The organism is Pseudomonas asuensis (assembly GCF_014646755.1).
GTDB classification, from domain to species: domain Bacteria; phylum Pseudomonadota; class Gammaproteobacteria; order Pseudomonadales; family Pseudomonadaceae; genus Chryseomonas; species Chryseomonas asuensis.
In genome coordinates this window covers 308035-331292 of the sequence record NZ_BMNW01000002.1, presented here as the reverse complement: position 1 = coordinate 331292, position 23258 = coordinate 308035, and the positions used below count along the sequence as shown (strand labels likewise).

The 23258-nt window shown below is 54.6% G+C and carries 23 protein-coding genes and 1 pseudogene; 15 read left to right on the top strand and 9 right to left on the bottom strand.

Features of this window, described 5'->3' with window-relative positions; genetic code table 11:
• The 5 genes from IEX86_RS05315 to IEX86_RS05295 all read right to left on the bottom strand — a co-directional run bounded on the left by IEX86_RS05315 (window position 1) and on the right by IEX86_RS05295 (window position 4772).
• On the bottom strand, window positions 1-531 hold the full coding sequence (locus tag IEX86_RS05315) for a TRAP transporter small permease (protein ID WP_188865079.1): 531 nt from the start codon (window positions 529-531) through the stop codon (window positions 1-3).
• 89 nt (window positions 532-620) lie between these two features.
• On the bottom strand, window positions 621-1604 hold the full coding sequence (locus tag IEX86_RS05310) for a TRAP transporter substrate-binding protein (protein ID WP_188865078.1): 984 nt from the start codon (window positions 1602-1604) through the stop codon (window positions 621-623).
• 65 nt (window positions 1605-1669) lie between these two features.
• Entirely contained in the window at window positions 1670-2572 is a 903-nt protein-coding gene (locus tag IEX86_RS05305) for an SMP-30/gluconolactonase/LRE family protein (RefSeq protein WP_188865334.1), read from the bottom strand.
• A gap of 57 nt (window positions 2573-2629) precedes the next feature.
• On the bottom strand, window positions 2630-3451 hold the full coding sequence (locus IEX86_RS05300) for an NAD-dependent epimerase/dehydratase family protein (RefSeq protein WP_188865077.1): 822 nt from the start codon (window positions 3449-3451) through the stop codon (window positions 2630-2632).
• A gap of 397 nt (window positions 3452-3848) precedes the next feature.
• The gene (locus IEX86_RS05295) at window positions 3849-4772 is read right to left on the bottom strand and encodes an AraC family transcriptional regulator (RefSeq protein WP_188865076.1); all 924 of its coding nucleotides are present in this window, start codon (window positions 4770-4772) and stop codon (window positions 3849-3851) included.
• A gap of 362 nt (window positions 4773-5134) precedes the next feature.
• Here IEX86_RS05295 and IEX86_RS05290 point away from each other — a divergent pair, with 362 nt between their 5' ends.
• The gene (locus IEX86_RS05290) at window positions 5135-5872 is read left to right on the top strand and encodes an SDR family oxidoreductase (protein WP_188865075.1); all 738 of its coding nucleotides are present in this window, start codon (window positions 5135-5137) and stop codon (window positions 5870-5872) included.
• 47 nt (window positions 5873-5919) lie between these two features.
• Window positions 5920-6282: a hypothetical protein gene (locus IEX86_RS05285; protein ID WP_188865074.1), complete on the top strand. Its 363-nt coding sequence runs from the start codon at window positions 5920-5922 to the stop codon at window positions 6280-6282.
• A gap of 43 nt (window positions 6283-6325) precedes the next feature.
• Here IEX86_RS05285 and IEX86_RS05280 read toward each other — a convergent pair whose 3' ends face one another.
• A complete protein-coding gene (locus tag IEX86_RS05280; RefSeq protein ID WP_188865073.1) occupies window positions 6326-7633 on the bottom strand; it encodes an alpha/beta fold hydrolase in 1308 nt (435 codons plus the stop codon).
• A gap of 708 nt (window positions 7634-8341) precedes the next feature.
• On the opposite strand from IEX86_RS05280, the gene IEX86_RS05275 reads away from it, so the two are divergent.
• Window positions 8342-9310, top strand: a complete 969-nt coding sequence (locus IEX86_RS05275; protein ID WP_188865072.1) for a DNA replication terminus site-binding protein — start codon at window positions 8342-8344, stop codon at window positions 9308-9310.
• A 358-nt stretch (window positions 9311-9668) separates the two neighbouring features.
• The gene (locus IEX86_RS05270) at window positions 9669-9818 is read left to right on the top strand and encodes a hypothetical protein (protein WP_188865071.1); all 150 of its coding nucleotides are present in this window, start codon (window positions 9669-9671) and stop codon (window positions 9816-9818) included.
• Between the two features lie 246 nt (window positions 9819-10064).
• Here the strand turns inward: IEX86_RS05270 and IEX86_RS05265 are convergent, their stop codons facing one another.
• Window positions 10065-10442 (bottom strand): RcnB family protein, encoded by a 378-nt coding sequence (locus IEX86_RS05265; RefSeq protein ID WP_188865070.1) that lies wholly within the window; start codon window positions 10440-10442, stop codon window positions 10065-10067.
• 89 nt (window positions 10443-10531) lie between these two features.
• On the bottom strand, window positions 10532-11470 hold the full coding sequence (locus IEX86_RS05260) for an AEC family transporter (RefSeq protein ID WP_188865069.1): 939 nt from the start codon (window positions 11468-11470) through the stop codon (window positions 10532-10534).
• A 190-nt stretch (window positions 11471-11660) separates the two neighbouring features.
• On the opposite strand from IEX86_RS05260, the gene IEX86_RS05255 reads away from it, so the two are divergent.
• The 5 genes from IEX86_RS05255 (at window position 11661) to IEX86_RS05235 (ending at window position 15123) form a co-directional block, all read left to right on the top strand.
• On the top strand, window positions 11661-12038 hold the full coding sequence (locus tag IEX86_RS05255; protein WP_188865068.1) for a hypothetical protein: 378 nt from the start codon (window positions 11661-11663) through the stop codon (window positions 12036-12038).
• 152 nt (window positions 12039-12190) lie between these two features.
• On the top strand, window positions 12191-12655 hold the full coding sequence (locus IEX86_RS05250; RefSeq protein ID WP_188865067.1) for a DUF2243 domain-containing protein: 465 nt from the start codon (window positions 12191-12193) through the stop codon (window positions 12653-12655).
• 23 nt (window positions 12656-12678) lie between these two features.
• Window positions 12679-13500, top strand: a complete 822-nt coding sequence (locus IEX86_RS05245) for a cytochrome c oxidase assembly protein (RefSeq protein ID WP_188865333.1) — start codon at window positions 12679-12681, stop codon at window positions 13498-13500.
• 79 nt (window positions 13501-13579) lie between these two features.
• On the top strand, window positions 13580-13894 hold the full coding sequence (locus tag IEX86_RS05240) for a hypothetical protein (RefSeq protein WP_188865066.1): 315 nt from the start codon (window positions 13580-13582) through the stop codon (window positions 13892-13894).
• Between the two features lie 152 nt (window positions 13895-14046).
• A complete protein-coding gene (locus IEX86_RS05235; RefSeq protein ID WP_188865065.1) occupies window positions 14047-15123 on the top strand; it encodes an alpha/beta fold hydrolase in 1077 nt (358 codons plus the stop codon).
• Window positions 15124-15127: 4 nt separating this feature from the next.
• Here the strand turns inward: IEX86_RS05235 and IEX86_RS05230 are convergent, their stop codons facing one another.
• Window positions 15128-15904 (bottom strand): IclR family transcriptional regulator, encoded by a 777-nt coding sequence (locus tag IEX86_RS05230; protein WP_188865064.1) that lies wholly within the window; start codon window positions 15902-15904, stop codon window positions 15128-15130.
• A 96-nt stretch (window positions 15905-16000) separates the two neighbouring features.
• Between IEX86_RS05230 and IEX86_RS05225 the strand changes: the two genes are divergently transcribed.
• The 6 genes and pseudogenes from IEX86_RS05225 to IEX86_RS24970 form a co-directional block, all read left to right on the top strand.
• Window positions 16001-17533, top strand: a complete 1533-nt coding sequence (locus IEX86_RS05225) for an MFS transporter (protein WP_188865063.1) — start codon at window positions 16001-16003, stop codon at window positions 17531-17533.
• Window positions 17530-18561: an HlyD family secretion protein gene (locus tag IEX86_RS05220; protein ID WP_188865062.1), complete on the top strand. Its 1032-nt coding sequence runs from the start codon at window positions 17530-17532 to the stop codon at window positions 18559-18561. The genes IEX86_RS05225 and IEX86_RS05220 overlap by 4 nt, the downstream gene beginning before the upstream one ends.
• Window positions 18561-19991, top strand: a complete 1431-nt coding sequence (locus IEX86_RS05215; RefSeq protein WP_188865332.1) for an efflux transporter outer membrane subunit — start codon at window positions 18561-18563, stop codon at window positions 19989-19991. Before IEX86_RS05220 ends, IEX86_RS05215 begins: the two co-directional genes overlap by 1 nt.
• Before the next feature lie 107 nt (window positions 19992-20098).
• Window positions 20099-21382: pseudogene (locus IEX86_RS25610) on the top strand (methyl-accepting chemotaxis protein); the annotation flags it as partial.
• 102 nt (window positions 21383-21484) lie between these two features.
• A complete protein-coding gene (locus tag IEX86_RS25605; RefSeq protein ID WP_373290403.1) occupies window positions 21485-22240 on the top strand; it encodes a methyl-accepting chemotaxis protein in 756 nt (251 codons plus the stop codon).
• A 481-nt stretch (window positions 22241-22721) separates the two neighbouring features.
• The coding region (locus IEX86_RS24970; protein WP_229685259.1) for a dihydrodipicolinate synthase family protein at window positions 22722-23258 on the top strand (537 nt) is incomplete at its 3' end.

Here is a 23258-nt window from a genome sequence, read left to right as displayed (position 1 = left end):
TCAGGCAACTCCTTCGGCAGCTTCTTCTACCGCATCGTATTGCACGGCGCGACGGTGGCTTTGATCGCCAAAAATGATTCTTTCAAGCACGAACCAAAGGGTCAGTGCGCCGCCGATTGGAATCGGTGAATAGGCTATTCCAACACGTAGCCAAGCCAGGTCGCTGGTGAACTGATACCAGGTCGCCATGCACAATTTGATACCCCATACGGTCATGAACAGACTGATGGCAGCCATGAGCAGATTGACCAGGACGGCGTCGTAGCGCTTGAGCTGTGGTGAGAGACGATCCGTAAACATCGCTACAGCCATGTGCGCACCGGCGCGATAGCTGGGCGCTGCGCCAATGAATGTGAAGATGGACATAAGCAAAATGGCAATAGGCTCCGGCCAGGACGAACCGGTACCCATTACATAACGCGTGAAGATGCCCCACGGAATGATGAGCGAGATGACAAGGATTGACAGGCCCGCTATCCAGACACAAAGGGTATAGATGACATCGTTGACACGCAGAAGAGCATGTTTCATGAGAAGCTCCGAGCGGCCGCATGCTCGCTGCGAGGGAGTCTCGGAGCGAGCAGGGCATGTCAGATTGTTGTTGTAATGGCTGTTAGGCCTTATTGCACCGCTTCAACACGCTTGACCAGTTCAGCAAATTTAGGTCCATATTGCTGGCTGTATTTTGCGCGTACTGGTGCGGTGGCGTCATAGAATGGCTTGCGGTCTACTTCGATGAATTCCACACCTCCGGCCTTCAGTTTGGTCACGCTTTCAGCGTTGTACTTGTCCCACAGCTCACGCTCTTCCATTTGCGCTTCGCGTGCGGTTTTCTTGACCAGGGCCTGCTGATCCGGGGTTAGTTTGTTCCAGGTGGCCTTTGACATCACCAACATTTCAGGCAGGATCAGGTGACCTGTCTGGGTGTAGTACTTGGCAACCTGGAAATGGTTCTGCGTAACCATGGTCGGTGGGTTGTTTTCCGCGCCATCGATCACGCCGGTTTGCAGGGCGCTGTAGATTTCACCCGTTGCCATGGCAATACCGCTACCCCCCATGGCATTCAGGGTATCGATGAAGATTGGGTTACCAATCACGCGGATCTTCATGCCGCCGAGATCTTCCATCTTGCGCACTGGCTTTTTGGTGTACAGATGGCGAGTGCCGCCATCCATCCAGCTCAATGCCACAAGGTTGAAGTTGGAGTTGGTTACGGTATCCAGCAGCTCCTGGCCTACCTCGCCATCAATGACCTTGCGCATATGCGCTTCATCGCGGAAGACGAAGGGTAGGTTGAAGACGTTTACCTCTGGTACGACTGGACCTACCGAGCCGATGGAGATACGGGCCATCTGAATGGCGCCTAGCTGTACCTGCTCAACTACTTCTTTTTCGCTACCCAGTACGCCGCCTGGGAACATACGAATGCTAATCTCGCCGTCAGTTTCCTTCTTGAGCTTCTTACCCATGTTGTCGACAGCGACAACCGTCGGATAGCCGGCTGGGTGAACGTCCGAAGACTTGAGCGTGATGTCAGCCAGTGCGATTGCGGGAGTCAGAAGAGCACAGCATGCAGCGGCTAATAGGTTACGTTTGAAATTCATGAGATAACTCCTGAGTGAATCTTGTCTTTGTTATGAGGAGTACAGCAGTGGTTGAAGGCGTTGTTCTATCCTCTGAACGTCGGCTCTTCCAGGCCTTTTACGCCGGGCCTCAAGGCAAATACGCCTCCTGCCAGGGGCTGATCGGATAGATCGCCGCCGGGTCGAATGGAGGTTACGAACAGCGTATCCAGTCCCGGTCCGCCAAAGGCGCACATGGCTGGTTTTTTTACCGGTACAGTCAGTGAGCGATCAAGGCGACCGTCCGGCGTAAAACGATGAATCTGGCCGGCGTCGTTACCGCAGATCCAGTAGCAACCGTCCTCATCCACGGCGGCGCCGTCGGGGCGGCCTGGATGGTTGTTCATATCAACGAACAGACGACGGTTATGTGGAGTGCCGGTATCGGTGTCGTAATCGAATGCCCAGATTAACTGTACACTCGGATGTGAATCGGACAGATACAGGGTTCGGCCGTCCGGGCTGAAACCCAACCCATTGGGAACAATAAAATCTTCCAGGATCGGCGTCAGGCCATCGGCTGCGGTCGCATTCTGCTCAGGAAATCGATAGAGCTTTCCAGCAGGCGCGGCGGCAGCCATGTCCATGACCATGGTTCCGGCCCAAAAGCGGCCCTGGCGGTCGCAGCGGCCATCATTGAAGCGCATGTTCTGAGCGGGATGCGCCACGGTGGTCAGTGCAGTCGCCTGCAAGGTGTCGCCTTCAGCCAGTTCGACCTTAAACAATCCGCTTTCCAGGCCTGCCAACCACGCGTTGTCACTGCCCTCGTAACGAGCCACGCAGGCGATCATTTCTGGTGCCAGCCAGGCGCGGGTACTGCCATCGGCAGCGCTCCAGCGATTGAGGGTACGGGCAGGAATGTCTACCCAGTACAGTGCCTGTTCCCGTGGGTTCCAGACCGGGCTTTCGCCCGTACCGTTGCGGGCATCCAGAATCAGTTCAGCTTGCATCATCTTGTCTCTCTTGTTCAGTCTGATCGTCCTGATCCATTGCAAGCAACGGCGTGATTATTCAAACGGACCTGAGGCAACGAAGGCGCCGCCCTGATACACCATGGCAGGATCATCCGCAGCAGGGGCGGGCTGGGCTTCGACCTTTTCACGGAACTGTTCTGAAGAATCCTGTGGCTCCCAGCCTAGATGTGCGGCCAGGCGGTTATCCCACCAGACGTCACGGTTCTTGGAGGCACCAAATACCACAGTGTGGCCAACGTTTGGTGTGAACAGCGAGCGGGCAATCAGGTTGGTCAGATCGCTGTAGCTTAACCAGGTGGCCAGCATGCGGCGGTTTTGCGGCTCGGGGAAGGAGGAGCCGATACGGATGCTGACGGTTTCGATGCCATAGCGATCAAAGTAGAAACTGGCCACGTCTTCGCCATAGGATTTCGACAGGCCATAGTAGCTATCCGGGCGACGCGGTGAGCTGGCATCGATACGCTCGGTCTGCTTGTAAAAGCCGATCACATGGTTCGAGCTGGCAAAAATAACGCGCTTGACGCCGTTACGGCGTGCAGCTTCGTAGATATGAAACACGCCTTTGATATTGGCTTCCAGAATTTCCTCAAAAGGCCGTTCAACGGAAACGCCACCAAAGTGAAGAATCGCGTCTACGCCTTTGACAAGCTCATCAACGGCCGCTTTGTCAGAAAGATCACAAGGGATCACTTCTTCGTGAGGACCTTCAGCAGGTGCCATATTGGCGATATCGGAAAGCCGGATCACTTCAGCGTAGGGGCGAAGAGCTTCGCGGAGTACCTTTCCAAGACCGCCTGCGGCGCCGGTGAGAAGGATACGGTTTAAACGCTGATTCTCTACAGAACTGGTCGCCATGTCAGTTTCCTGGTTATTAGTATTATTTTGGGTCGTAAGATGTCATACGACTAGATGGCGAAATTTTTAACAGTGCTGACCTGTGATGTCAACGACGCCTTTCTCTTGCGAGGAGTAAGTTGTCGTATCTTATGGGTTTCGCCAGGATTCTGGTTAGAAACTGATCGTTAAGCAACGTTTTGTTACAAGCTATAAGACCTGGCGATTACGCCTAAATGTGCGACGTATGCGGTCTATAGTGGCGTAATGATCTGATTAAGCAAGACAGGGTCAGGAAAAATTGAGTATGCCTGTTAAATTCTCAATGTTTCTTAGACAAAGGTCTAATCCCGCTTAACGCTTCCGTCATGTTAGGTGTGCGGGCAATAGGGGCCTCGTAGTCAAGTGTCAGGTGTTTCTAGGCACTAGCTCTTAAGCGGGCCATATCCTTCATGGGTGGTGCTCCAAACAACCGGCTGTATTCGCGGCTGAATTGCGAGGGGCTTTCATAGCCCACACGATGGGCGGCTGATGAAGCGTCGAGGCCTTCACTGAGCATCAGGCGCTTGGCTTCCTGCAGGCGTAACTGCTTCTGGTATTGCAGCGGGCTCATGGCTGTTACCGCCTTGAAGCGATGATGCAATGTTGAAGGGCTGAGGTTTACCCGTCGGGCCAGCTCATCAATCTTCAACGATTCAATGTAGTTTTGATTCAACCAGTTGATAGCGCGGTTTACGCGGTGAGTCTGGCTGTTTGCCATTGCCATCTCATAAAGTCGATACCCCTGAGGGCTTCGTAGTAGGCGGTAATAGATCTCCCGAAGAACCAGGGGAGCCAGCATGGCTACATCACGAGGCGTATGCAGAAGGCGAACCAGTCGAGTTACTGCATCCAGCATAGCGTTATCGACCCGTTCGACATACAGACCCCGATGAACAGGTACGATTGGAACGCCTGTGGGGCCTACATCGGTTAGCAGGCGGGTAATTTCTGTCAGATCCAGATTGATGCGAATGCAGAGGTAGGGACGCTCCGGCGTGGCCTCGATAATCTGGCCGGTGAGCGGAAGCGAAACGGAGCCTACCAGATAATGCAAAGGGTCGTAGGTGAAACGTTCTTCACCAAGCGTCACTTGTTTTCGGCCTTGGGCAATGACGCAAAAGCTGGGATTGTAGATGCCGTGTACTGGCTCTGAGGGCTGGCTTGCCCGCATCAGGCAGAGCCCGTCGATTTGTGTGGCATGAGCACCATCTGCCTGGGTGAACTGGTCGATCAATCCTGCTAGTTCGTGTTGCTGAAGGGTGTCTCGACTATAAGTGGGTTCAGGCGTTACACGGTCCATGCTATTCCCTCCAAGGCTACCGGTTCCTGCTGTATTGAGCACGGGTTTACCGATCGAGTCAGACGTCAGGATAGCCAACAGCGGTAACCAAACGTTATATCGATTCTGCTTGCTTCTTGCCTGATCCTGTCACGGTATGCCTGTTGTCCGCAGGATTGTTAAAGCCAAAGTAGATCGAAGATGTCTGCAAGGCACGATTTATCGTGCTTGGTGCATCTCCCAGGCACAAGATATTTTTTACCTGTGCAGAATCAGGCAAGAAGTGAGCAGGATTCGTCTAACGCGAAAGCGACCTTAAGCCCTAGCTTTGTCACTGAAGCGGCAATACCGGCCGCCTATAACTGACAAGTAAGGGGGTTTGTATGAAAGGTCTTGAAGGCAAAGTCATTGCGATTACCGGTGCCAGCAGCGGCATTGGCGAAGCAACCGCACGGTATCTGGCTGCACGAGGCGGTTACGTCATTCTGGGGGCACGTCGTACGGAGCGGCTTGAGTCGCTGGTGGCCGAGATCCAGGCTCAGGGCGGCAAGGCTGACTACAGCCGGCTCGATGTCACGGCGCTGGATGAGATGCAAGCGTTTGTGCATTTTGCGCAGCAGCAGGGTGGGCGCCTGGATGTTCTCGTCAATAATGCGGGCGTGATGCCCCTTTCCAAGCTTGAGGCGCTTAAAGTCGAAGAATGGAATCGCATGATCGATGTAAACATTCGAGGTGTGCTCCACGGGATTGCTGCCGGTCTGCCGGTTATGCAACAACAGCGTAGCGGACAGTTCATCAATCTGTCTTCGATCGGCGGGCACACTGTCAGCCCCACGGCAGCAGTCTACTGCGCAACCAAGTTTGCCGTCAGAGCCATTTCCGAAGGTTTGCGGCAGGAAGTAGGTGCCGATATACGGGTCACTGTGATTTCACCTGGGGTAACTGAGTCCGAGCTGGCTGAAACTATTACAGACCCAACCGCTCAGGCAGCCATGAGTGCCTTTCGCCAAGGTGCTATTTCAGCCGAGTCGATCGCGCGAGCCATTGCGTTTGCTATCGAACAGCCCGCTGAAGTGGATGTAAGCGAAATCATCGTCAGGCCTACAGCGAGCCCTTATTAAGCAGCTTCCATTTTCAAAATGTGACACCCCATCTTGGAGAAGGATTCATGTCCGCATCGCCTCATACATCGTTGCTCTTGATCCAGGCCCGGCCAGGGCGCTCCGCTGCGCTTGGCGCATGTCTTGAGGGCCTGCCCTATCCAGGGCAGCACTGCTTCACCTTTGCTATCAAGCCATCGCAAGAAGATGGAAACTGTTGGCTGGTGTATGGCCAATGGAGGTCGCAGGCGAATATGGATAGCTATTTCAACGCACTGCCTGCAGCGTTCTGGACGCGATTGGTGAATGGCTCCATTGCTGCGCGTATGCACTTCATGACGGTTGAAGAAAACGAGTTGCCCAACGCATACCGTTGGGCAACGTCACGATTAGGCTCTTCGGGCTGCTCCTCTTACGCGTGCTATGGCTAAAAGGCAGGCAATCCTGTCCGGTGGCCCTGAGAGCTGCGCTCGATCACTGAGAGTGCGTACTCTGGTAGTCGGCAAGGGGGTGGTAGTCCGCCGGAGCAGAGAGGTGCAGGTTCTGCATGGGTACCAGGCGAGCCGGCCCCATAGGGACCCGTGTGGCTGCCACGGCCAGCAAATTAAACGTGCCTTGGGCGGCAACGGCCCAACGTCCGCCTACAGGTTCACCGCGAAGCAGGGTTGCGGCCGCAAGTAGCAGTTTCAGTCCACTGCAGGTATCAATATTCAAATGAACCGTCATCGGCAGCTTGCGCACCAGACCATACTCATAGTTAGTCATAAGACTGTAAGTCGCGGTTGAAAGGCCCGCAATTGCGAAAAGCTGACGGGTACGCGGCCCCCAATGGCTGACACCTGCCAGCGCCAGGCAGAGACCTGCTGATGCATAGTCCAGAAGACCATGCATACGAGGCGACAACAATTTAACAGGCGCCAGCGGGTCGCGGCCTTGATCCATGCCGGGTACGACAACTTCATTACTCATGTGGGTTGCCTGGGTATCGAAGCGGCCACCGATAAAGCGATGGATCAGTTGCGACATGAGCGGGGCGGCCGTGTAATGCGCGTTATGTGCGGCGCCATCTACAACCACCAGTTTGCCGTTGGGAAGCAGGCTTGTGAATTCTTCTGCCCATTGCTGGGTAAGCGTTTTGTCATACTGCCCACGAACCACGAGGGTAGGGGCCTGCACATGTGACAGTCGGTTTTCTATGGGGTCATGTACCGTCCTGCGGAGCTGCTGCACCATGCGGGGTAAGCCATTGGAGAGATACTCCATGTGCATCAGTGGATTGATCGAGGGGCTCTCGAAGGGCATGTTCAATACCAGGCGAGCGTATTGTCGCGCCGGTGTACGGTAGGCCGGGTCTGGTGTTGGTGCAATAAGAATCAGGCGTTCAACACGATCGGGAAAGCGTGCAGCAATCTCTACGGCAATTTGTACACCCACAGAATTGCCGCACAGCACGGCCTTGTGGATTCCATTGGCATCCATCCAGGCCAATAAATGATTGGATTGCTCTCTGACATCAGGACCGGCTGGCCATTTGGACATCTTGGGTGCAGGTGAACGTCCGAATCCGGGCAGATCCGGTGCCATGACGTCATGGCCCATTGAAGCAAGACGCCTACCCAGTGGAACCATGTAGCGGCTTGAAAGTGCCAGGCCATGAATGAGTATGACCGGGACCCGATGAAGCTCGTCTTCATGGGCAAGCCAGGTACGGGCATGCATACGGATGCCGAGGGAAGGAATAGTCGTCCAAGTTTTGTAAGGGGCGTAAGCGAGTTTGAACATAGAGAGCAGCTCCCATGCGTATCGGGCGTTGCTCAGGTCGCAGCCTGCCAAAATGCATCATCAGTCGATGATGAAGCATGCGCGTGGCCCTGAGCGTTAACGTTGTACATGCATGCTGAACATGCAGAAGAAAAAAGAAGGCCCGCAAAGCGGGCCGAAACGAGCTTTAGAACAACTCGCTGCCGCAAAAGGGTCCATCCATCAAGGACCCAGAGGGGAGGACTGTACGATGATGCAGTCAGCTGCGATGAACAGGGGCCGTAGTTTGTCGCGGCGGCTAAAACAAACGGGACTGCGCATCTCAAGACTCCTCACTACAATACAGGTTGCCGATTGACCCGAGCGGACCTCGTGTCGATCCAAAATAGCCAGGGGAGTTAAATGATCCCTTGCTTAATGACCGATAAGCTGGAAGCGAAAAAGTGCCTTAGAGGCGACGAACGTAAATACCTTTTATCCAGAGCAAAGAGATAACAGTGCACTACAAAAGGTGCATGGAGAAACAGTAAAAGCATAAAATAAATATGTTTTAATAATACCAGCCCATTTTACAGTGGGATCCTGATACCAAAATTTAAATTAAGCAAAGTGGTCAAGTAATGGCTTACTTAATGGCTTGAATAGCGTTTTTATGCCTTGGCTACCACAGAATTTAAAACAGTCAGCTATAATGAGTGTTGGTATTACTTTGGAAGGATTGAGGCGTTTATGATCACTGACATCCGTGAAGCGTGGCAGGAAATGGTAGAGGCCCAGCGGGCCTTCAATGCAACGTGGCCTTCGGCAGTGATTCATGCGCAGGTTTGGCTGCTTCCGATCAACAAAGAACCCAAGGGTCAGACCAAGATCACGCCAATGGAGCTGGTTGGCGAACCTGCTATCGCAGCGGCTAAAAAGGCTATTTTGCAGTTCGAGCAAGAAGAGGGGCAGCACCCGAGTACCGTGATGCGCCTGCCAGGCTGGATAGGGGTTTCACAGTCAGTTTTGGAGTCTGCACGCGAGGCCAATGCTGCGCGGGACCGCTTCCTTGAGGTGCTGGCGCAGGAAACGGCGTCCATGAATCTGAAATCGCTGTCCAAGGGAAAGCATCTCAGAAGTATTCTCAAACTGCCCATTGTCATCAAACAGATCGAACGTCATATCCAGGTGTTCGAAGGCGTGCCACGGCGCATCTTGTTTACGTGGGCAGGCAAGACGGCAGCACCGGAAAGCATTCCCGTCAAAGACGTGATCGAGAAGATCGAGACACAGCTGGCTGATGCAGTCGCCAAGGCCGATATGGACAAGGAACGTAATCTGAGGCTTGAGCTCAAGGCATTGGGTTTTCTGGAGGCCAAGGCCGAGCTGCATCGCTACCGTCCAATCGCACCCCACCCACGGGTAATGCTGTATTTCTCCAAAAGCCCCCGTTACGACGCCATGCCTCATGCCAATCTACCTATTTTCGTTTCGCTGGATGAAAAGCAGCCCTGGCCAAAGGTTGATGTGCTCGAAGAGTTCGATGCGGAAAATGCTCAGGCTGAACGCTCTGACAAGGTGCCTCGCCAGGAGATCATCCCGCGTCTTGGGCTATACCTCAAAACATCTCCTGGTCGTAAGCGCAGCACTAAGCCTGTAAACCAGGACACAACGGCAGTAGCACGAACACCTGTTTCTTCTACTTACCAGAAGCGGTAATCGGTAGTTCGTGCTATTCAGAGGTAGCCTGGCGTTTAGAGTAGGGCGAGCCTATCGCTTTTAAAATATGCGAATCTGTCCGTTAATCCAGTAGGCACAAAGTATGCGCTGCACGGGCTACGGACTTATCTGCCGGCCACGGTAGCGAGAGCTAGGTTATACAGTCTTTCAGAAAGCTACCTCATTAGACATAACCGCTCAGGTTATCGATGCCTCTCAATAGTTTGATAATGCAATAATCAGGCTTTGTGCACTATTTTACTTGCTTGCTGTTAGTGGAATGATTATGTGCTTATAGCACTATGCCGATTATTTTCTACTTATAACACTTAAGTATTAATTGGAGCAGTCGCAGCAAATGATCCAGGACGCACAGCAGTTGCGGCTTCCGTATGCCGTTAACGGAAGCTTGGCTGAGCGTATTGCCCAACGGACGGCGGGAGAGGGTGTTCCAGAAGCGACCTTTCAGGCCGTGGCCGATATTCTGGTCGGGGCTCGCTTGATTTAGTTACGCCCTGACAAGAAGGCAGCGCCTGGCTGTATGCCTGTTACGCTATCAGCAGTGTGATGCGCCTGTCGAAATAGGCCTGTTCGATTACTAGAAAGAAAAGTTGGATGAAACGAGGTAACCAAGAAAGAGAGGAAGAGCGAGGGCATTTTATTGATGTTGATAAGCATAAAGGCCGGCAATTGTTACCGGCCCTCATGCAACAACCTAAGCCGCTAGGTGATCCAGCGGTAGGCAAATCCGCCGTTACTTCTTCGGGTCTTGGCCTTTGACGATTTTGATAATCGCACCTTCGGTGTCCTTTAGCAGGACATAATCGTTGCCGATCTTGACCCAGTGCTGATTTTCATCTGGAGCACTCAAGCCGTGAGCCTTCCAGTCCTTGATTCTATAGGTGTCACGCTGAAACTTGTCTGGTGCTTCACTGCCCACCTTGTATTCGTTTTCGCTGTTAGGGTCTTTGACGGCGGCATCTTCAGACTGATTAGGCGCTTTTTTTATCACCTCGGATTGGTACTTGCTGTTGGCAGGCTGATGATCGCCAGCGGCTTGCTGGGCGAAGAGGGCACCGCTTGCAAGGGATGCGCTGATAGCTACGACGGCCGATAGTGCTTTGATATTCATCTCGTCCTCCAGTGATCGAGTCTAAACATAAGACCGGCATTGGCTCATGGATATCCCGAAGCGGTTTATTTTCCCTCTGCGGCCTGGCGTCACGGTGCAGGGCTAACAAACATGAGCAGGGCACTGATTGTAAAAAACGAGGCGGTTGTGGCTACCATGAGTGCAGCCGCGCAACGGCCTTCCAGTCCATAACGTTGTCCTATGATCGGATAAATGCTCATCATCGGCGCGCTGGCAAACAAAACAGCTGCGAGCTTGAGCGTTGGATCAATGGAAGGTAGCGTCAGGGTCATCAGAAAGATGGCCAGCGGGTGTAGAATGAGTTTGCTGCCCGCAATCCGGCCGACATCGATCAGCATGCCTTTTGCCTTCAGGCCATACAGTGTGGCGCCAATGACAAAGAGGGCAGTGGGTGCTGAGGCATGGGCCAGCATGTCGATCACGGTATAGATCGCAATAGGCAATTTGATCTGTAATGCTGACAGCAGGAGCCCGACAAGGATCGCAATGATCATCGGGTTTTTACCCAGTCGCTTTACGATGTCCAAGAGCACTTTCAACACGCCGCCCTCACTCGAACGGCTGGCTTCGGCCAGGGCCAGGGCCAGTGGGATCATCAGCATGTTTTCCACTAGCATGTTTAGGGCCAACGCTACCGCAGCCGGTTGCCCCAATACGAGTACGGCAATGGGATACCCAATAAAGCCACTGTTGGACACTGACATGCCCATGGCCGTAATGGCGCTTACATCCAGGTTTTGTTTGAGTTTGTAGCGGGTAAAGCAAAAGCCGCCGGCAAAGACCAACAGTGAGCCTGCGGCATAGGCGATGAGATAGGATTTATTGAAAACCTGCTCGATTGGGCTTTCGGATAATGCCCGGATAATCAAGGCCGGCATGGCAAAGGTGATGACAAAGCTGCCCAGGCCACGTATCTGCTCTCGCACCAGAATGCCGCTTTTGGAAGCGAAAAAGCCGAGGCCGATCAGGATAAAGATGGGGGTCGTGATAGAGAGTATCTGTAGCACGGTAACCGCTGCGTCCTTGTTGGTTTTGGCTCATCATGGCCGCTTGGCAGAGTCGGCGTCAGGCTCGATGCCAGCGTTCTTACCGCTATGATCCGTACCATCCTTCTTAATTCATTCAAATAACGATTAATTGCACCGAACCTGCTAAGCAAGACACTGTCATAGCGCCATCATTGCATGGAGCGACTTAATGGCAATCTCAAGGAAACACCCGATTCGTATGTTCAAGCCCGCACAACACCTTGTGCTCGGGCTGGCTGTTTTGGGTGCCTCTTTCTCTTCAATCACGACATCTGCGGCTGAAGTATCGTTTCGTGAAGCAGGTCCGGAGCAAACCTGGCATTTGCAGACGGACAACGTATTGGTACGTAAATGGCCTGTCGTCTATGACACCGTGGCTGCCCGTCGTGGAAATATCCAAACCCATCTGGCCGCCGGCACGTCTGTACGAGTAGTGGATACTCGCGAGTACAAACGCTGGAAAAAGATCCAGATTGAGGCAGGTGATCAGCCTGTGGAGGGATGGATTGAGAGTAAGGATGTGCATTCCGCCATACGGGTAGAGTGATGCTTGACCCGATAGCTGGGAGGTAGCGGTTAGCTACCCTGAGCCGTTGGCTTTCCTCGAACGATCTTGTTCGTCCTGCGTCTTACTCAGCAGAGGCTTGTCCGGGAGACTGGATGAGGCAGATGAGTTTATAGAGACAGGAAGGAAAGCCCATGGCTACCGGAACATCAGCCACGCTTCTGGCGCGTCGATCATTAATGGCCGCCTTGCTCATCGGGATCGGCTTCATGGCCGCTATTGATGAGATCATCTTTCACCAGTTTTTGGCCTGGCACCATTTCGTAGACTGCGGCACAGGTACATTTGCCCTGTTATCGGATGGCCTCCTGCATTCAGCCGAGCTCATTCTGCTTATTCTTGGATTTTTCATGGTGGCAGAGCTGCGTGAGCGGAAACTGTTTGCCAAGGCCCACGCCTGGGCTGGTTTCTTTTTTGGCATGGGCGCTTTTCAGCTGTTTGATGGGCTGATCGATCACAAGGTACTGCGGCTTCATCAGATCCGGTATGTCGAAAACCTGTTGGTGTATGACATTCTCTGGAATCTAACCGCTGTCGTATTACTGCTGATCAGCTTTGTATTGTTGCGAAAAGCCCGACGTACCTACGTTAGCCCGTAATCTCAGGGAGTCTTTGCGTGGTGATGCCAGACTACTTCCTTGGGCCAGGGCATGTGGCAATAATCCCAATCCTGCTGGTTATCATTGTCTGGCTCTTCTATTGTGCTGGAGTGATCTGCTTGCAGCGGCGGGGCCGGGCATGGTCTGGCTGGCGTACGCTCAGCTTTGCGGTCGGCATTATGTTGATTGTGCTCGCCTTTATGCCCCCCGTATCAAGCTTTGCCCATCAGGACCTTCGCGGGCACATGCTGCAACACCTCCTATTAGGCATGTTTGCGCCCTTGGGCCTGGTATTCGGCGCACCTGGATTGCTATTGCTAAGGGCAGCGCCCGTGAGCGTGGCACGAGTCCTGGTCCGGCTACTGGCGACTCGATTACTGCGTGTACTGACTCATCCGATAACAGCGGCGTTACTTGATATCGGTAGTATGTATGTCTTGTATCTGACGTCATTTTTTGCAGTGAGTCAGGCCAGCCCCTGGATTCATGGTTGGCTGCATTTTCATTTTATCGTGTCAGGGTATCTGTTCACCTGGGCCATCGCTGGGCCTGACCCGGCGCCTCACAGACCCACGCTGCGTTTGCGGCTGATCGTGCTGTTCGCTGCCATGGCTGCCCATGCGGGGTTAGCCAAGATCATGTATGGATTTGGTTACCCACACGGACTCGCCTATGAGCTGGCTGAAATCGAGTCCGCAGCACAGTGGATGTATTACGGTGGGGATCTTGCAGAGGTGCTGCTTGCCGTTGCGTTCTGTATGGTGTGGTTTCGTTATCGACAACGCATCAATGCCAATGCATACGGTCAATACTCACTGGCCTATGGATTGGCCAGAGCAGGATAAAGAGAACCCGCATATCCTTTGTGTTATCGAAGCGTTAAAGGCATGCTAGATTCGCGTCCCCACGGTTAGAGGTCCCGTTGTGAAAGAAGATAAAAGCTCCCATATCCATTTAAATACCGATGAGCCCGAGCCGCCGCCTAGTAAAGCCGGTTGCCTATGGATGACCGTCGGTGCCATTGCTTTCGCCTTCGCATTGTTTGGCGGCATGATCTACCTCTTTACCCGTGGGCCTTCACCTCAGGTAGAAGCCAACGAGCGGAATACGATCGAAGCCTGTCATCAACGGGCAGATGCGGCCGCGGCTGACTCCTCGGACCGGCTTTCGATTCAACAGTCCTGCCAGGAAATGGAAAAGCAGTTCATCAAAAAATACGGACACGCACCTAACCAATAAAGCAAGGGGCTGTTCGCTCGGCGCTTTGCTTGTATCACTCAAAGGGTGTCGTTCTGCCTTGGCAGTGGGTGCCCTTTGTCGTCTATCCGGTTCTGCCCGGAACCTCCTGCCTCCTGTTGTGGCCCACATCTGTGAACAGGTTTGGAGGTCACATGAACAAGTCATCTTTCAATTTCGACAAGAAACGCTTGATCTTGGGTAGCGTGGCGGCGGCCTGTGCATTGGCCATGCCCCGCGGAGGGCTGCGTAGTGTAATGTCGGCAGCCGCGGCATTAGGGCTAGGTAGCGCACTGCTTAAGCCAAGTGCCAATGAAGCAACTATTAATCCAGATGAGCGGGCGGCGCCTGAGCTTATCCGTACCGGCTTGGTTAATGGCATTAACATGCGCTGGGAAGAGCATGGCGATGCGGACCCCAGTGCGATGCCCGTCATCATGGTACACGGTATTCCTACCCATCCGCGTCTCTGGCGTTATGTCATCCCGCAAGTTTGCAAGCCGGGCGTACGTTGTCTTGCCTGGGAACTGGTTGGCTTTGGCTGGTCGATGGAAGAAGGCCTGGAGCGCGATATCTCGCTACCCAAACAGGCAGATTACCTGTATGACTGGCTGCAACACATGAACATTACCAAGGCTGTGTTCGTCGGGCATGATCTAGGCGGAGGCGTGCTTCAACAGCTTCTGGTCCAGCATCCCGAACTCAGTAATGGGCTGGTGCTGATTGATAGCGTTGCGTATGACAACTGGCCTGTTCCCACTGTCCGCCTGGCCAAACTCAAGGCTTCGGTGATCGAACAGTTGCCACCCAGCCTGTTCAAGCCCTTGTTTCTAAGTGGCGTTTACAACCTGGGGCACGATAACGAGATCCGTCGTCAGGAATCAATCAGCCTGCATTGGCAGCCGTATTCAAGAACTATCGGGCCAAAGGCTTTTGCGCATCAGATCAGCTGCCTGGATTCGAAAGACACACAGGCACTCGCAGGAAAACTTTCCGTCATCAGTGGCCCCAAGCGAGTCGTCTGGGGAGATGCGGACTCGATTACCTTCGCTTCAGGTCAGCAATTGGCAGCGGAGCTAAATGCTGATCTGATATCCATCCCCGGTGGCCGCCATTTTAACCCCGAAGACCATCCAGACATTGTCAGTCAGGTCATTAACGAGGTTCTTCAACTTACCGAAAAGAACACTGGGGTAGACCCTCTGGTGGCAGAGGGCGCTGAGTTGGCTTGACTGATCAGGCTTGGCGATATTCGGTTTGAGGACCCCGCAGGGCATCAGCCAGCGCGTTACGGCAATCCGTCAGCGCGCTGCGTAACTTTTCAATGTTAGCTTCCATCCGCCAGGCTGGACCTACCAGAGAGATGGCATACCGTCCCTGTGGAGTCTCTATACCAATCGCCATTGCATGGACCCCGGCCATGTGCTCTTCACGGTCATAAGAAAAGCCTTGCTCCCGGATCTGTTTCAGCTCTTCAAGCAGGGCGGGCAGGGTGGAGAGCGTCTTGTCCGTCAGCACCTTCAAGTTCTGACCTAACAGCTGCGTCACTGCGCTATCTGTCATGCCTGACAGCAACATCTTTCCGCCCGATGTTGCATGAATGGCCAGAAAATTCCCGGGCGTAGGTGCAACCCGCAGCTCCTGGTTGGAAATAACGGAATGCAGCACCATCAGTTCAGCACCGTTGGCATGCACCAGTACAGCCGTCTCGCCCGTATGTTTGGATAACTCCTCCAGGTAGGGACGTACCCGTTGGGTGATATCGCCATGGCTGCGAGAGGCCAGGCGGATAAGGGCCGGGCCTAGCCGTACGCCGCCAGCGCCATGGACCTCCAGTAGCTGCTCCAGCGCCAGTGCATCTACCAGCCGCTGTACGGTAGAGCGGGGCAGGTCGATGCGTTTGGCAATGGCACCAAGGCTGAGCCCCGCAGGTTCGTTTTCAAGGCAACGCAGGATGGCCGCCGCCCGTGAAATGACCTGAATGGCACCACGTTCCGGCTCAGAGGTCGTCATGGATATTGTCCTGTGTATCACTGTTCGGTACACTGTATCGCATATTGTTTCTGCACCATAGGCTCACCCATCGAGCCGTTCTGTTTTGGAAATCCTATGTCTTCTACTGCGCCCCCGGCGCCAACCCCAGCGCCTTTCGGCTGGCGTTTGGCTATTGGACTTATTGGCGTCCTGATTGCAGCACTCACGTCCGGCCTTAATGACCGTGTTACCGAGATTGCCCTCGCGGATATACGAGGCGTGTTCGGCATCGGTCATGACGAAGGGACTTGGATCAGTGCATTGTACGGAGCCGCTGAAGTATCGGCGATGCTCATTTCACCCTGGCTGGCAGTTACATTTTCGCTGCGTCGGTTTGCCATTGGTGTGACCTTGGCGTTCGCATTTCTGGGACTGTTATGCCCGCTCGCGCCTGATCTGCATTCACTGCTGTTTCTACGTGTGCTTCAGGGGCTTGCAGGAGGGGCGTTGCCGCCGCTGTTGATGACGGCAGCACTGCGTTTCCTGCCTTGGCATATCAAGTTATATGGTCTTTCGGCATATGCCCTGACGGCCACCTTTGGCCCAAACCTCGCCGTCCCGCTGGCAGCGGTCTGGACGGATTATCTGGACTGGCATCTGGTGTTCTGGCAAGTAGTGCCCTCCTGCCTGATCGCCGCAGCCTGTATTGCCTATGGCTTACCACAGGATCCGCTGCGCCTTGAGCGCTTCAAACAGGCAGATTGGCTAGGTGCGCTCTTCGGATGCGGTAGCGTGGCGATGTTTGTCATTGCGCTGATGCAGGGAGAGCGCCTGGACTGGCTCGCGTCACCCTTGATTCGCACCTTGTTTATCGGCGCTGCCATTCTGTTTCCACTCTTTCTCATCAACGAATGGTTTCATCCGCTTCCGCTCGTCAAATTGCAGCTGCTCAGCCGGCGTAACTTCGCATTCGGCATCATTACGCTGGCCAGCTTCTTAATCCTGGGTATGTCCGGTGTAGCCATTCCGTCGACTTATCTTGCCCATGTGCATGACTACCGTCCGCTGCAAACCATGCCGATTGCCCTGATGATCGCACTGCCGCAGCTCATCATGGCGCCGCTGGTGGCCACCGTTATCAACCGCAACTGGGTGGATTCCCGTTGGGTTATCGCCTGTGGGCTCGGGCTGATGGCGCTGGCGTGTTTGGGTGGCTCACAGCTGACCAGCGACTGGGTTCGAGAGGACTTCTACGTCCTGCAAATCCTGCAGACCCTGGCTCAGCCCATGATCGTGGTTCCACTGCTGATGTGTGCCACGGGCGTCGTTCAGCCAATTGAGGGACCCTTTGCCTCCGCGACCGTGAACACCATACGCGGACTCTTTTCCGTGATCGGCGCGGCGATGCTGGAACACTTCATCACTGTGCGTGAACACTTTCATTCCAATGTCCTGCTTGACCGGCTCGGGTCTGCACAGTCCCAGCTATCGCCTCTGTTAACCAATGAGTCAATGTCAGGCTTGGGCCATCGTGTTCGCGAGCAGGCCTTTGTCCTGGCTTTCAGCGATGCCTATCTCGCCCTGATCGGTGTAGCCGGGTTCATGCTGCTGATTCTGTTAACCCTGCCCAAGCGGGCCTATCCACCTCAACCTCCGGTAATGCCATGAGTCATAAAACCGCGTTTTCTCTTATCGGCGTCGCCGTTGTGCTCGGCGCCTTGTATGCCTGTGTGCATGTTGCCCAGAATAATGGCACGCAAAGCACAGACGATGCCTTTATCACTGCCGATTCGGTTCTGGTTGCCCCTAAAATTCCAGGCATCGTGTCCGAGGTGCTCGTCTCGGATAACCAGCCGGTGAAGGCCGGTCAATTACTGGCGCGAATCGATGACCGCGATTTTGTGGCCGCGCAGGCGTCGGCCGAGGCTGCTGTAAAAGCGGCTGCGGCTGAAGTGGCCAACCTGACCGCTGAAGTCGATCGACAAGCCGCTATTATCGATCAGGCAGCCGCGACAGTGCGTGCTACCGAGGCGTCTCTTTCTTTTGCTCAGGCCAATGCCAAGCGTTATCGCAATCTGTCCAAGGCAGGCGCAGGGACAGTTGAGGAACAGCAAAAGGCAGAGGCCGAGTTGTTGCAGTGGCAAGCTGCCAGGGACCGGGACAGTGCTGCCCGTGTCGCTGCCCAGAAGCATCTGGCAGTACTCAAGGCGCAGCGTGATGTAGCGGCTGCGTCTCAGGCAAAAGCCGAAGCCGCCCGCGAGCAAGCTGACCTGAATGTTTCATACACGCATATCGTTGCTCCCCGCGACGGTGTGATCGCCCAGCGTTCGGTACGGATTGGTGCTTATGTGGCGCCTGGCAAGCCATTACTGGCCGTGGTTCCGGTCAGTGAAGCGTATGTGGTTGCGAATTTCCGTGAGACGCAACTCGGAAAGATGCAGGCTAACCAGGCGGTTGATGTACGGGTCGATGTCTTTCCGGATCAAGTGCTGCATGGTCATATCGACAGTCTCGCTCCGGCGACGGGGCTGGCGTTTTCAGCCATTGCACCCGATAACGCCACGGGTAACTTTACCAAGGTCGCTCAGCGGGTCCCGGTCAAAATCGTGTTTGAGCCCGATCAGCCGGCCGTTGCCAATCTGCGCGTAGGGCTTTCCGTTGTAGCCACGGTCGATACGCAAGGAGAAGTCAAGTGATGCGCCGCCATGTATTGGCTATTACGCTGGCTGCGCTCTCCGGATGCAGCGTCGGGCCTGATTTTCATACACCTGATGCAACATTGCCTGAAGCTTGGCAAAGTCCGCCTCAGCCCGTTAGTAGCGTGACGGTTAGTCATCCTATTGAAAAGAGCTGGTGGACCCAGTTCAACGATCCACAGCTAACATCATTGGTCGAGCGCGCTGCATCCACCAACCTTGATCTTGCTCTGGCCAGTAGCCGCTTTGAGCAGAGCCGTTCGCTGCTACAGATTGCAGGTGCCGACGTACTGCCGGATGTTTCGGCCACGGGAGGCTATCAGCGTGCACGTAACAGCGAAAAGGGGCTGATGGATTCCTCTGGTAATAATGGGACATCTGATTTCAGCCTTTGGCAGTATGGTCTTAAGGCCAATTGGGAGGTGGACCTCTGGGGCCGTGTAAGGCGTAGTCTGGAAGCTGCCAATGCCAGCGTTGCCCTGAGTGAAGCTGAGCGCAATGGCGTAGCATTGAGCATCGCAGCAGAAACCGCTGCGGACTACCTGCGACTACGTGGTGTGCAGGCGACCTTGGCGGTTACCCGGCAAAACCTCGACATTGCTAAACAAAGTCAGGCCCTTACCAAGACTCGCTTTGAGAACGGTGTAACAACCAATCTGGATACCGCTAACTCGGCCGCTCAAGTCGCTACGATTGAAGCACGTCTTCCGCTGCTGGAGGCTGAAGAGGCACGCCTCATCAATGCCCTGAGCTATCTGCTGGGCCAGGAGCCGCATGCGCTTGGCCAGGAGTTGGGGCAAGCCAAGGGCCTACCAAAGCCACCGTCAGCGGTACCGGTAGGGCTGCCCTCGGAGCTTGCTCGTCGTCGTCCGGATATCCAGAAGGCAGAAGCCGCGCTGCATCAGGCTACGGCTGCCGTAGGCGTAGCCCAGGCAGATTTCTACCCGCGCGTGAGCTTGGGTGGGAACTTTGACTTCCAGGCATTGGAAGGTTCCAACCTGGGGCTGTGGAGCGCCCGTCAGTTCTCGATGGGTCCTAGTCTTTATTTGCCGATCTTTCAGGGCGGTCGTCTGACCGGTACGCTGGAACTGCGTGAACGTCAGCAGCAGGAAGCGGCCTTGAATTACCGACGTACTGTATTGGCTGCCTGGCACGAAGTGGATGATGCCTTGACCTCCTATAGTGCCGAGCAACGCCATCATGCAGCGCTGGAGCAGGCTGTAAGTCAGAATCGTATCGCGCTGGAAACAGCCCAGGCCCGATACAAGGAAGGCGCCATCGACTTTATCAACGTGCTTAATGTCCAGCGTGAGCTAATCCAGACTCAAAGCGCGCTGGTAGACAGTGCTACCCGCGTTTCGACGGACCTGGTGCAAGTGTACAAGGTATTGGCCGGTGGATGGCCTCAAGCCCCAGCCACTCAGGGCTAGGCCGGTATCGTGCAGCGGGATTGTTTAAGAGGTTCATAGTTATAAACTAATTAAGCGCAGCGGGAACAGGCCGATAGCAAAGGCATTACTTTAATCAGGCCTTTACTATGTTCAACCGTCTTTCAATCCAGCTGAAAATCACTGCGCTGGCAGGTTTATGCCTGTTGGCTATTGTGACTCTGTTGGTCAGTGCTTCGCTCTATCAGGCCAAGCGTAGTGCAGAGGTCGTCAAACAGACGAGCTCCAGCATGCTTGAGCAGTCTGCGCAGCTGCGCTTGCAGACCTTGGGCGAGGCCCAGGCATTGCGTATCCAGCGTGATTTCATGAGTGCGTATGATTACGGGCTTGGTTTGGCCGGCCAGGTCAAACTCTTGAATGGCGCACAGGAGAAGGGTGCAATCAGTGCTCGTGAACTGCGCCAGCAGTTGATCACTATGGTCGGTGATGCGCTGAAGGCACGTCCTGATCTGCTGGGACTTTATATCGCCTTTGAGCCCAATGCGCTGGATGGTCAGGACAGCCAGTTCCTCGATTCGGAGGAAGCCAGTAGTAACGAGCGAGGCCGTTTTGCGTTGTATTGGTCTCAAGGAGAGCCGGGCTCATTCGAATTCGAAGCAATGACCGAAGAAGATCTTACCAAAACGACACCCGGACCCAGTGGTGCGGCGTATAACGCGTGGTACACCTGCCCGCGTGATACGGGCAAGGCCTGCTTGCTCGACCCTTACTTTGATGAAGTAAACAAGCAGCAGGTCTTGATGACCAGTATTGCCTTGCCGATTGAGCAGGGCGGTAAGGTGGTGGGGGTTATTGGTATCGATATCAGCCTGAGCACACTTCAACACATTGCCGAGAAAGCTGGCGATAAGTTGTACAAGGGTGAGGGCGAGGTCAGCATTGTCAGCCCGGCAGGGCTCCTGGCGGGTCATAGCTATGATGCCAAGCGGCTGGGAGAATCCCTGGATAAGGTATATGCCAGTCAGGCCGGCGAACTCAAGCAGGCATTGGCGACGGGACAGTCAGCTTTACTGTCTCATAATGATCTGGTTCGCGTCATCGAGCCGATCAAGCCTATCCCGGAAGCCAAGCCGTGGGGCATCCTGCTCGAAGCGCCAAAGAATGTAGTCCTGTCCCGAGCCATTCAGCTGTCTGATGAGCTGGATGAGCGTCGGATCTCCGACAGTGTGTTCTCGGTGGTGGTTGGCTTGATCGCTGTGCTCAGCGGCCTGCTGCTGATGTGGTTCACCGCCCGCAGCGTGACGCGTCCTATCCTGGCGGTTGCAGCCATGCTCAAGGATATCGCCAGCGGTGAAGGCGACCTGACTCGCCGCTTGGGGTACGCCAAGCAGGACGAACTGGGGCAGTTGGCCGGTTGGTTCAACCGCTTCCTCGACAAGCTTCAACCCATTATTGCTGATGTAAAGCGCTCGGTTCAGGACGCTCGTGCTACAGCAGACCAGTCGGCGGCCATTGCCACCCGCACGAGCCAGGGCATGCAGCATCAGTTTCATGAAGTGGATCAGGTTGCGACTGCCTCGAATGAGATGAGTGCGACGGCCCATGATGTGGCCAGCAATGCCGCGCAGGCTGCAGAGGCTGCCCGGGGTGCTGACCATGCGACCCATGAAGGTCTTGCCGTTATCAATGAAACCACCCGCAGCATCGAGAAGCTGGCTGCTGACATGAGTGCGTCCATGAGCCAGGTTGAAGGTCTTGCAGAAAGTAGCGAACAGATCGGTAGCGTGCTGGAAGTGATCCGGGGTGTTGCCGAGCAGACGAACCTGCTGGCGCTGAATGCGGCCATCGAAGCTGCACGTGCCGGTGATGCCGGTCGTGGCTTTGCCGTGGTGGCCGATGAGGTACGAGGGTTGGCCAAGCGGACTCAGGAGTCAGTTGAGGAGATTCGTCAGGTTATCGAAGACTTGCAGAAGGGTACGCGCAGCGTGGTGGACTCCATGCATGATGGCCATCGTCAGGCGCAGGGGAACGTCGAGCACGTAGGCAAGGCTCTATCGGCCTTGCGCCAGATCGGCGATGCCGTCTCCGTTATTACTGACATGAACCTGCAAATTGCCAGTGCCGCTGAAGAACAAAGCGCCGTGGCTGAAGAGATAAACCGCAACGTCAGTGGTATCCGCGAAGTCACCGAGTCACTTTCGGGGCAGGCGGACGAGTCGGCACGGATCAGCCAATCGTTGAATGAACTGGCCAACCATCAGCAGACACTGATGGATCAGTTCAAGGTCTGACGAAAAAGCCGCCCTCCGGGGCGGCTTTTTTGCATTATGCTCGTTGCTTATACCTCTGCTCACTGCATGCTTGTCACTCAAGCCCCACCGTTGAAGGCTGTACGCCAAGGCAATCTGTATTGGTAGATGAGATGACATGAAGAGCAGGGCGGTTAACAAGGGATAAATGTTTAAGGTTGCTACCCCTTTGAGTACAGTGGGAAAGCTGACTCGCTTATGACGGGCTTTTAATCAATAAGCTAAAAGCCACCTCGAACAAGAGCTGAACCGCTCATGCTTAATTTGCTACCAGCAAACCTAACGGTTGAATTGTAAGGAATTATTCCAGTATTCCAGCCGCTTGCTCTAGAGTGAGCATCTTCACGTTGCCCCAGGCGCTCGTCTAAGTTGCACTTTGCTTTCTATAGTCATACGATGTCGTACAACAAGTGACGGCTTGTTCGTTCACTGCCATGTACTCGATCAAGCAAGGTGCAGAAAAATGAATCCACAAGAACTTAAGCACACCCTTTCATCCGGATTGCTGTCCTTTCCAGTGACCGATTTTGATGCGCAAGGCGAATTCCGCCGCGATACTTACATCAAGCGCCTGGAATGGCTGGCTCCTTATGGCGCCAGCGCCCTGTTTGCTGCGGGCGGCACCGGTGAGTTCTTCTCGCTGGACCAGAAGGAATACTCCGACATCATCAAAACGGCGGTGGACACCTGCAAAGGCATGGTCCCGATCCTCGCCGGTGCCGGTGGCCCGACTCGCGTCGCTATCCAGCAAGCTCAGGAAGCCGAGCGCTTGGGTGCCCAGGGCATTCTGCTGCTGCCGCACTACCTGACTGAAGCCAGCCCCGAAGGCGTAGCGGCTCACGTAGAAGCCGTGTGCAAGTCCGTCAACTTTGGCGTGGTGGTCTACAACCGCAACGTCTGCCGTTTGAAGCCTGACCAGCTGGAAAGGCTGGCCGAGCGCTGCCCAAACCTGATCGGCTTCAAGGATGGCATGGGTGACATAGAGCTGATGGTCTCCATT

Coding starts and splice junctions, on each gene's coding strand:
- IEX86_RS05315 (WP_188865079.1), bottom strand. CDS start 531: ATGAAACATGCTCTTCTGCGTGTCAACGATGTCATCTATACCCTTTGT.
- IEX86_RS05310 (WP_188865078.1), bottom strand. CDS start 1,604: ATGAATTTCAAACGTAACCTATTAGCCGCTGCATGCTGTGCTCTTCTG.
- IEX86_RS05305 (WP_188865334.1), bottom strand. CDS start 2,572: ATGCAAGCTGAACTGATTCTGGATGCCCGCAACGGTACGGGCGAAAGC.
- IEX86_RS05300 (WP_188865077.1), bottom strand. CDS start 3,451: ATGGCGACCAGTTCTGTAGAGAATCAGCGTTTAAACCGTATCCTTCTC.
- IEX86_RS05295 (WP_188865076.1), bottom strand. CDS start 4,772: ATGGACCGTGTAACGCCTGAACCCACTTATAGTCGAGACACCCTTCAG.
- IEX86_RS05290 (WP_188865075.1), top strand. CDS start 5,135: ATGAAAGGTCTTGAAGGCAAAGTCATTGCGATTACCGGTGCCAGCAGC.
- IEX86_RS05285 (WP_188865074.1), top strand. CDS start 5,920: ATGTCCGCATCGCCTCATACATCGTTGCTCTTGATCCAGGCCCGGCCA.
- IEX86_RS05280 (WP_188865073.1), bottom strand. CDS start 7,633: ATGTTCAAACTCGCTTACGCCCCTTACAAAACTTGGACGACTATTCCT.
- IEX86_RS05275 (WP_188865072.1), top strand. CDS start 8,342: ATGATCACTGACATCCGTGAAGCGTGGCAGGAAATGGTAGAGGCCCAG.
- IEX86_RS05270 (WP_188865071.1), top strand. CDS start 9,669: ATGATCCAGGACGCACAGCAGTTGCGGCTTCCGTATGCCGTTAACGGA.
- IEX86_RS05265 (WP_188865070.1), bottom strand. CDS start 10,442: ATGAATATCAAAGCACTATCGGCCGTCGTAGCTATCAGCGCATCCCTT.
- IEX86_RS05255 (WP_188865068.1), top strand. CDS start 11,661: ATGGCAATCTCAAGGAAACACCCGATTCGTATGTTCAAGCCCGCACAA.
- IEX86_RS05250 (WP_188865067.1), top strand. CDS start 12,191: ATGGCTACCGGAACATCAGCCACGCTTCTGGCGCGTCGATCATTAATG.
- IEX86_RS05245 (WP_188865333.1), top strand. CDS start 12,679: ATGCCAGACTACTTCCTTGGGCCAGGGCATGTGGCAATAATCCCAATC.
- IEX86_RS05235 (WP_188865065.1), top strand. CDS start 14,047: ATGAACAAGTCATCTTTCAATTTCGACAAGAAACGCTTGATCTTGGGT.
- IEX86_RS05230 (WP_188865064.1), bottom strand. CDS start 15,904: ATGACGACCTCTGAGCCGGAACGTGGTGCCATTCAGGTCATTTCACGG.
- IEX86_RS05225 (WP_188865063.1), top strand. CDS start 16,001: ATGTCTTCTACTGCGCCCCCGGCGCCAACCCCAGCGCCTTTCGGCTGG.
- IEX86_RS05220 (WP_188865062.1), top strand. CDS start 17,530: ATGAGTCATAAAACCGCGTTTTCTCTTATCGGCGTCGCCGTTGTGCTC.
- IEX86_RS05215 (WP_188865332.1), top strand. CDS start 18,561: ATGCGCCGCCATGTATTGGCTATTACGCTGGCTGCGCTCTCCGGATGC.
- IEX86_RS25605 (WP_373290403.1), top strand. CDS start 21,485: ATGCAGCATCAGTTTCATGAAGTGGATCAGGTTGCGACTGCCTCGAAT.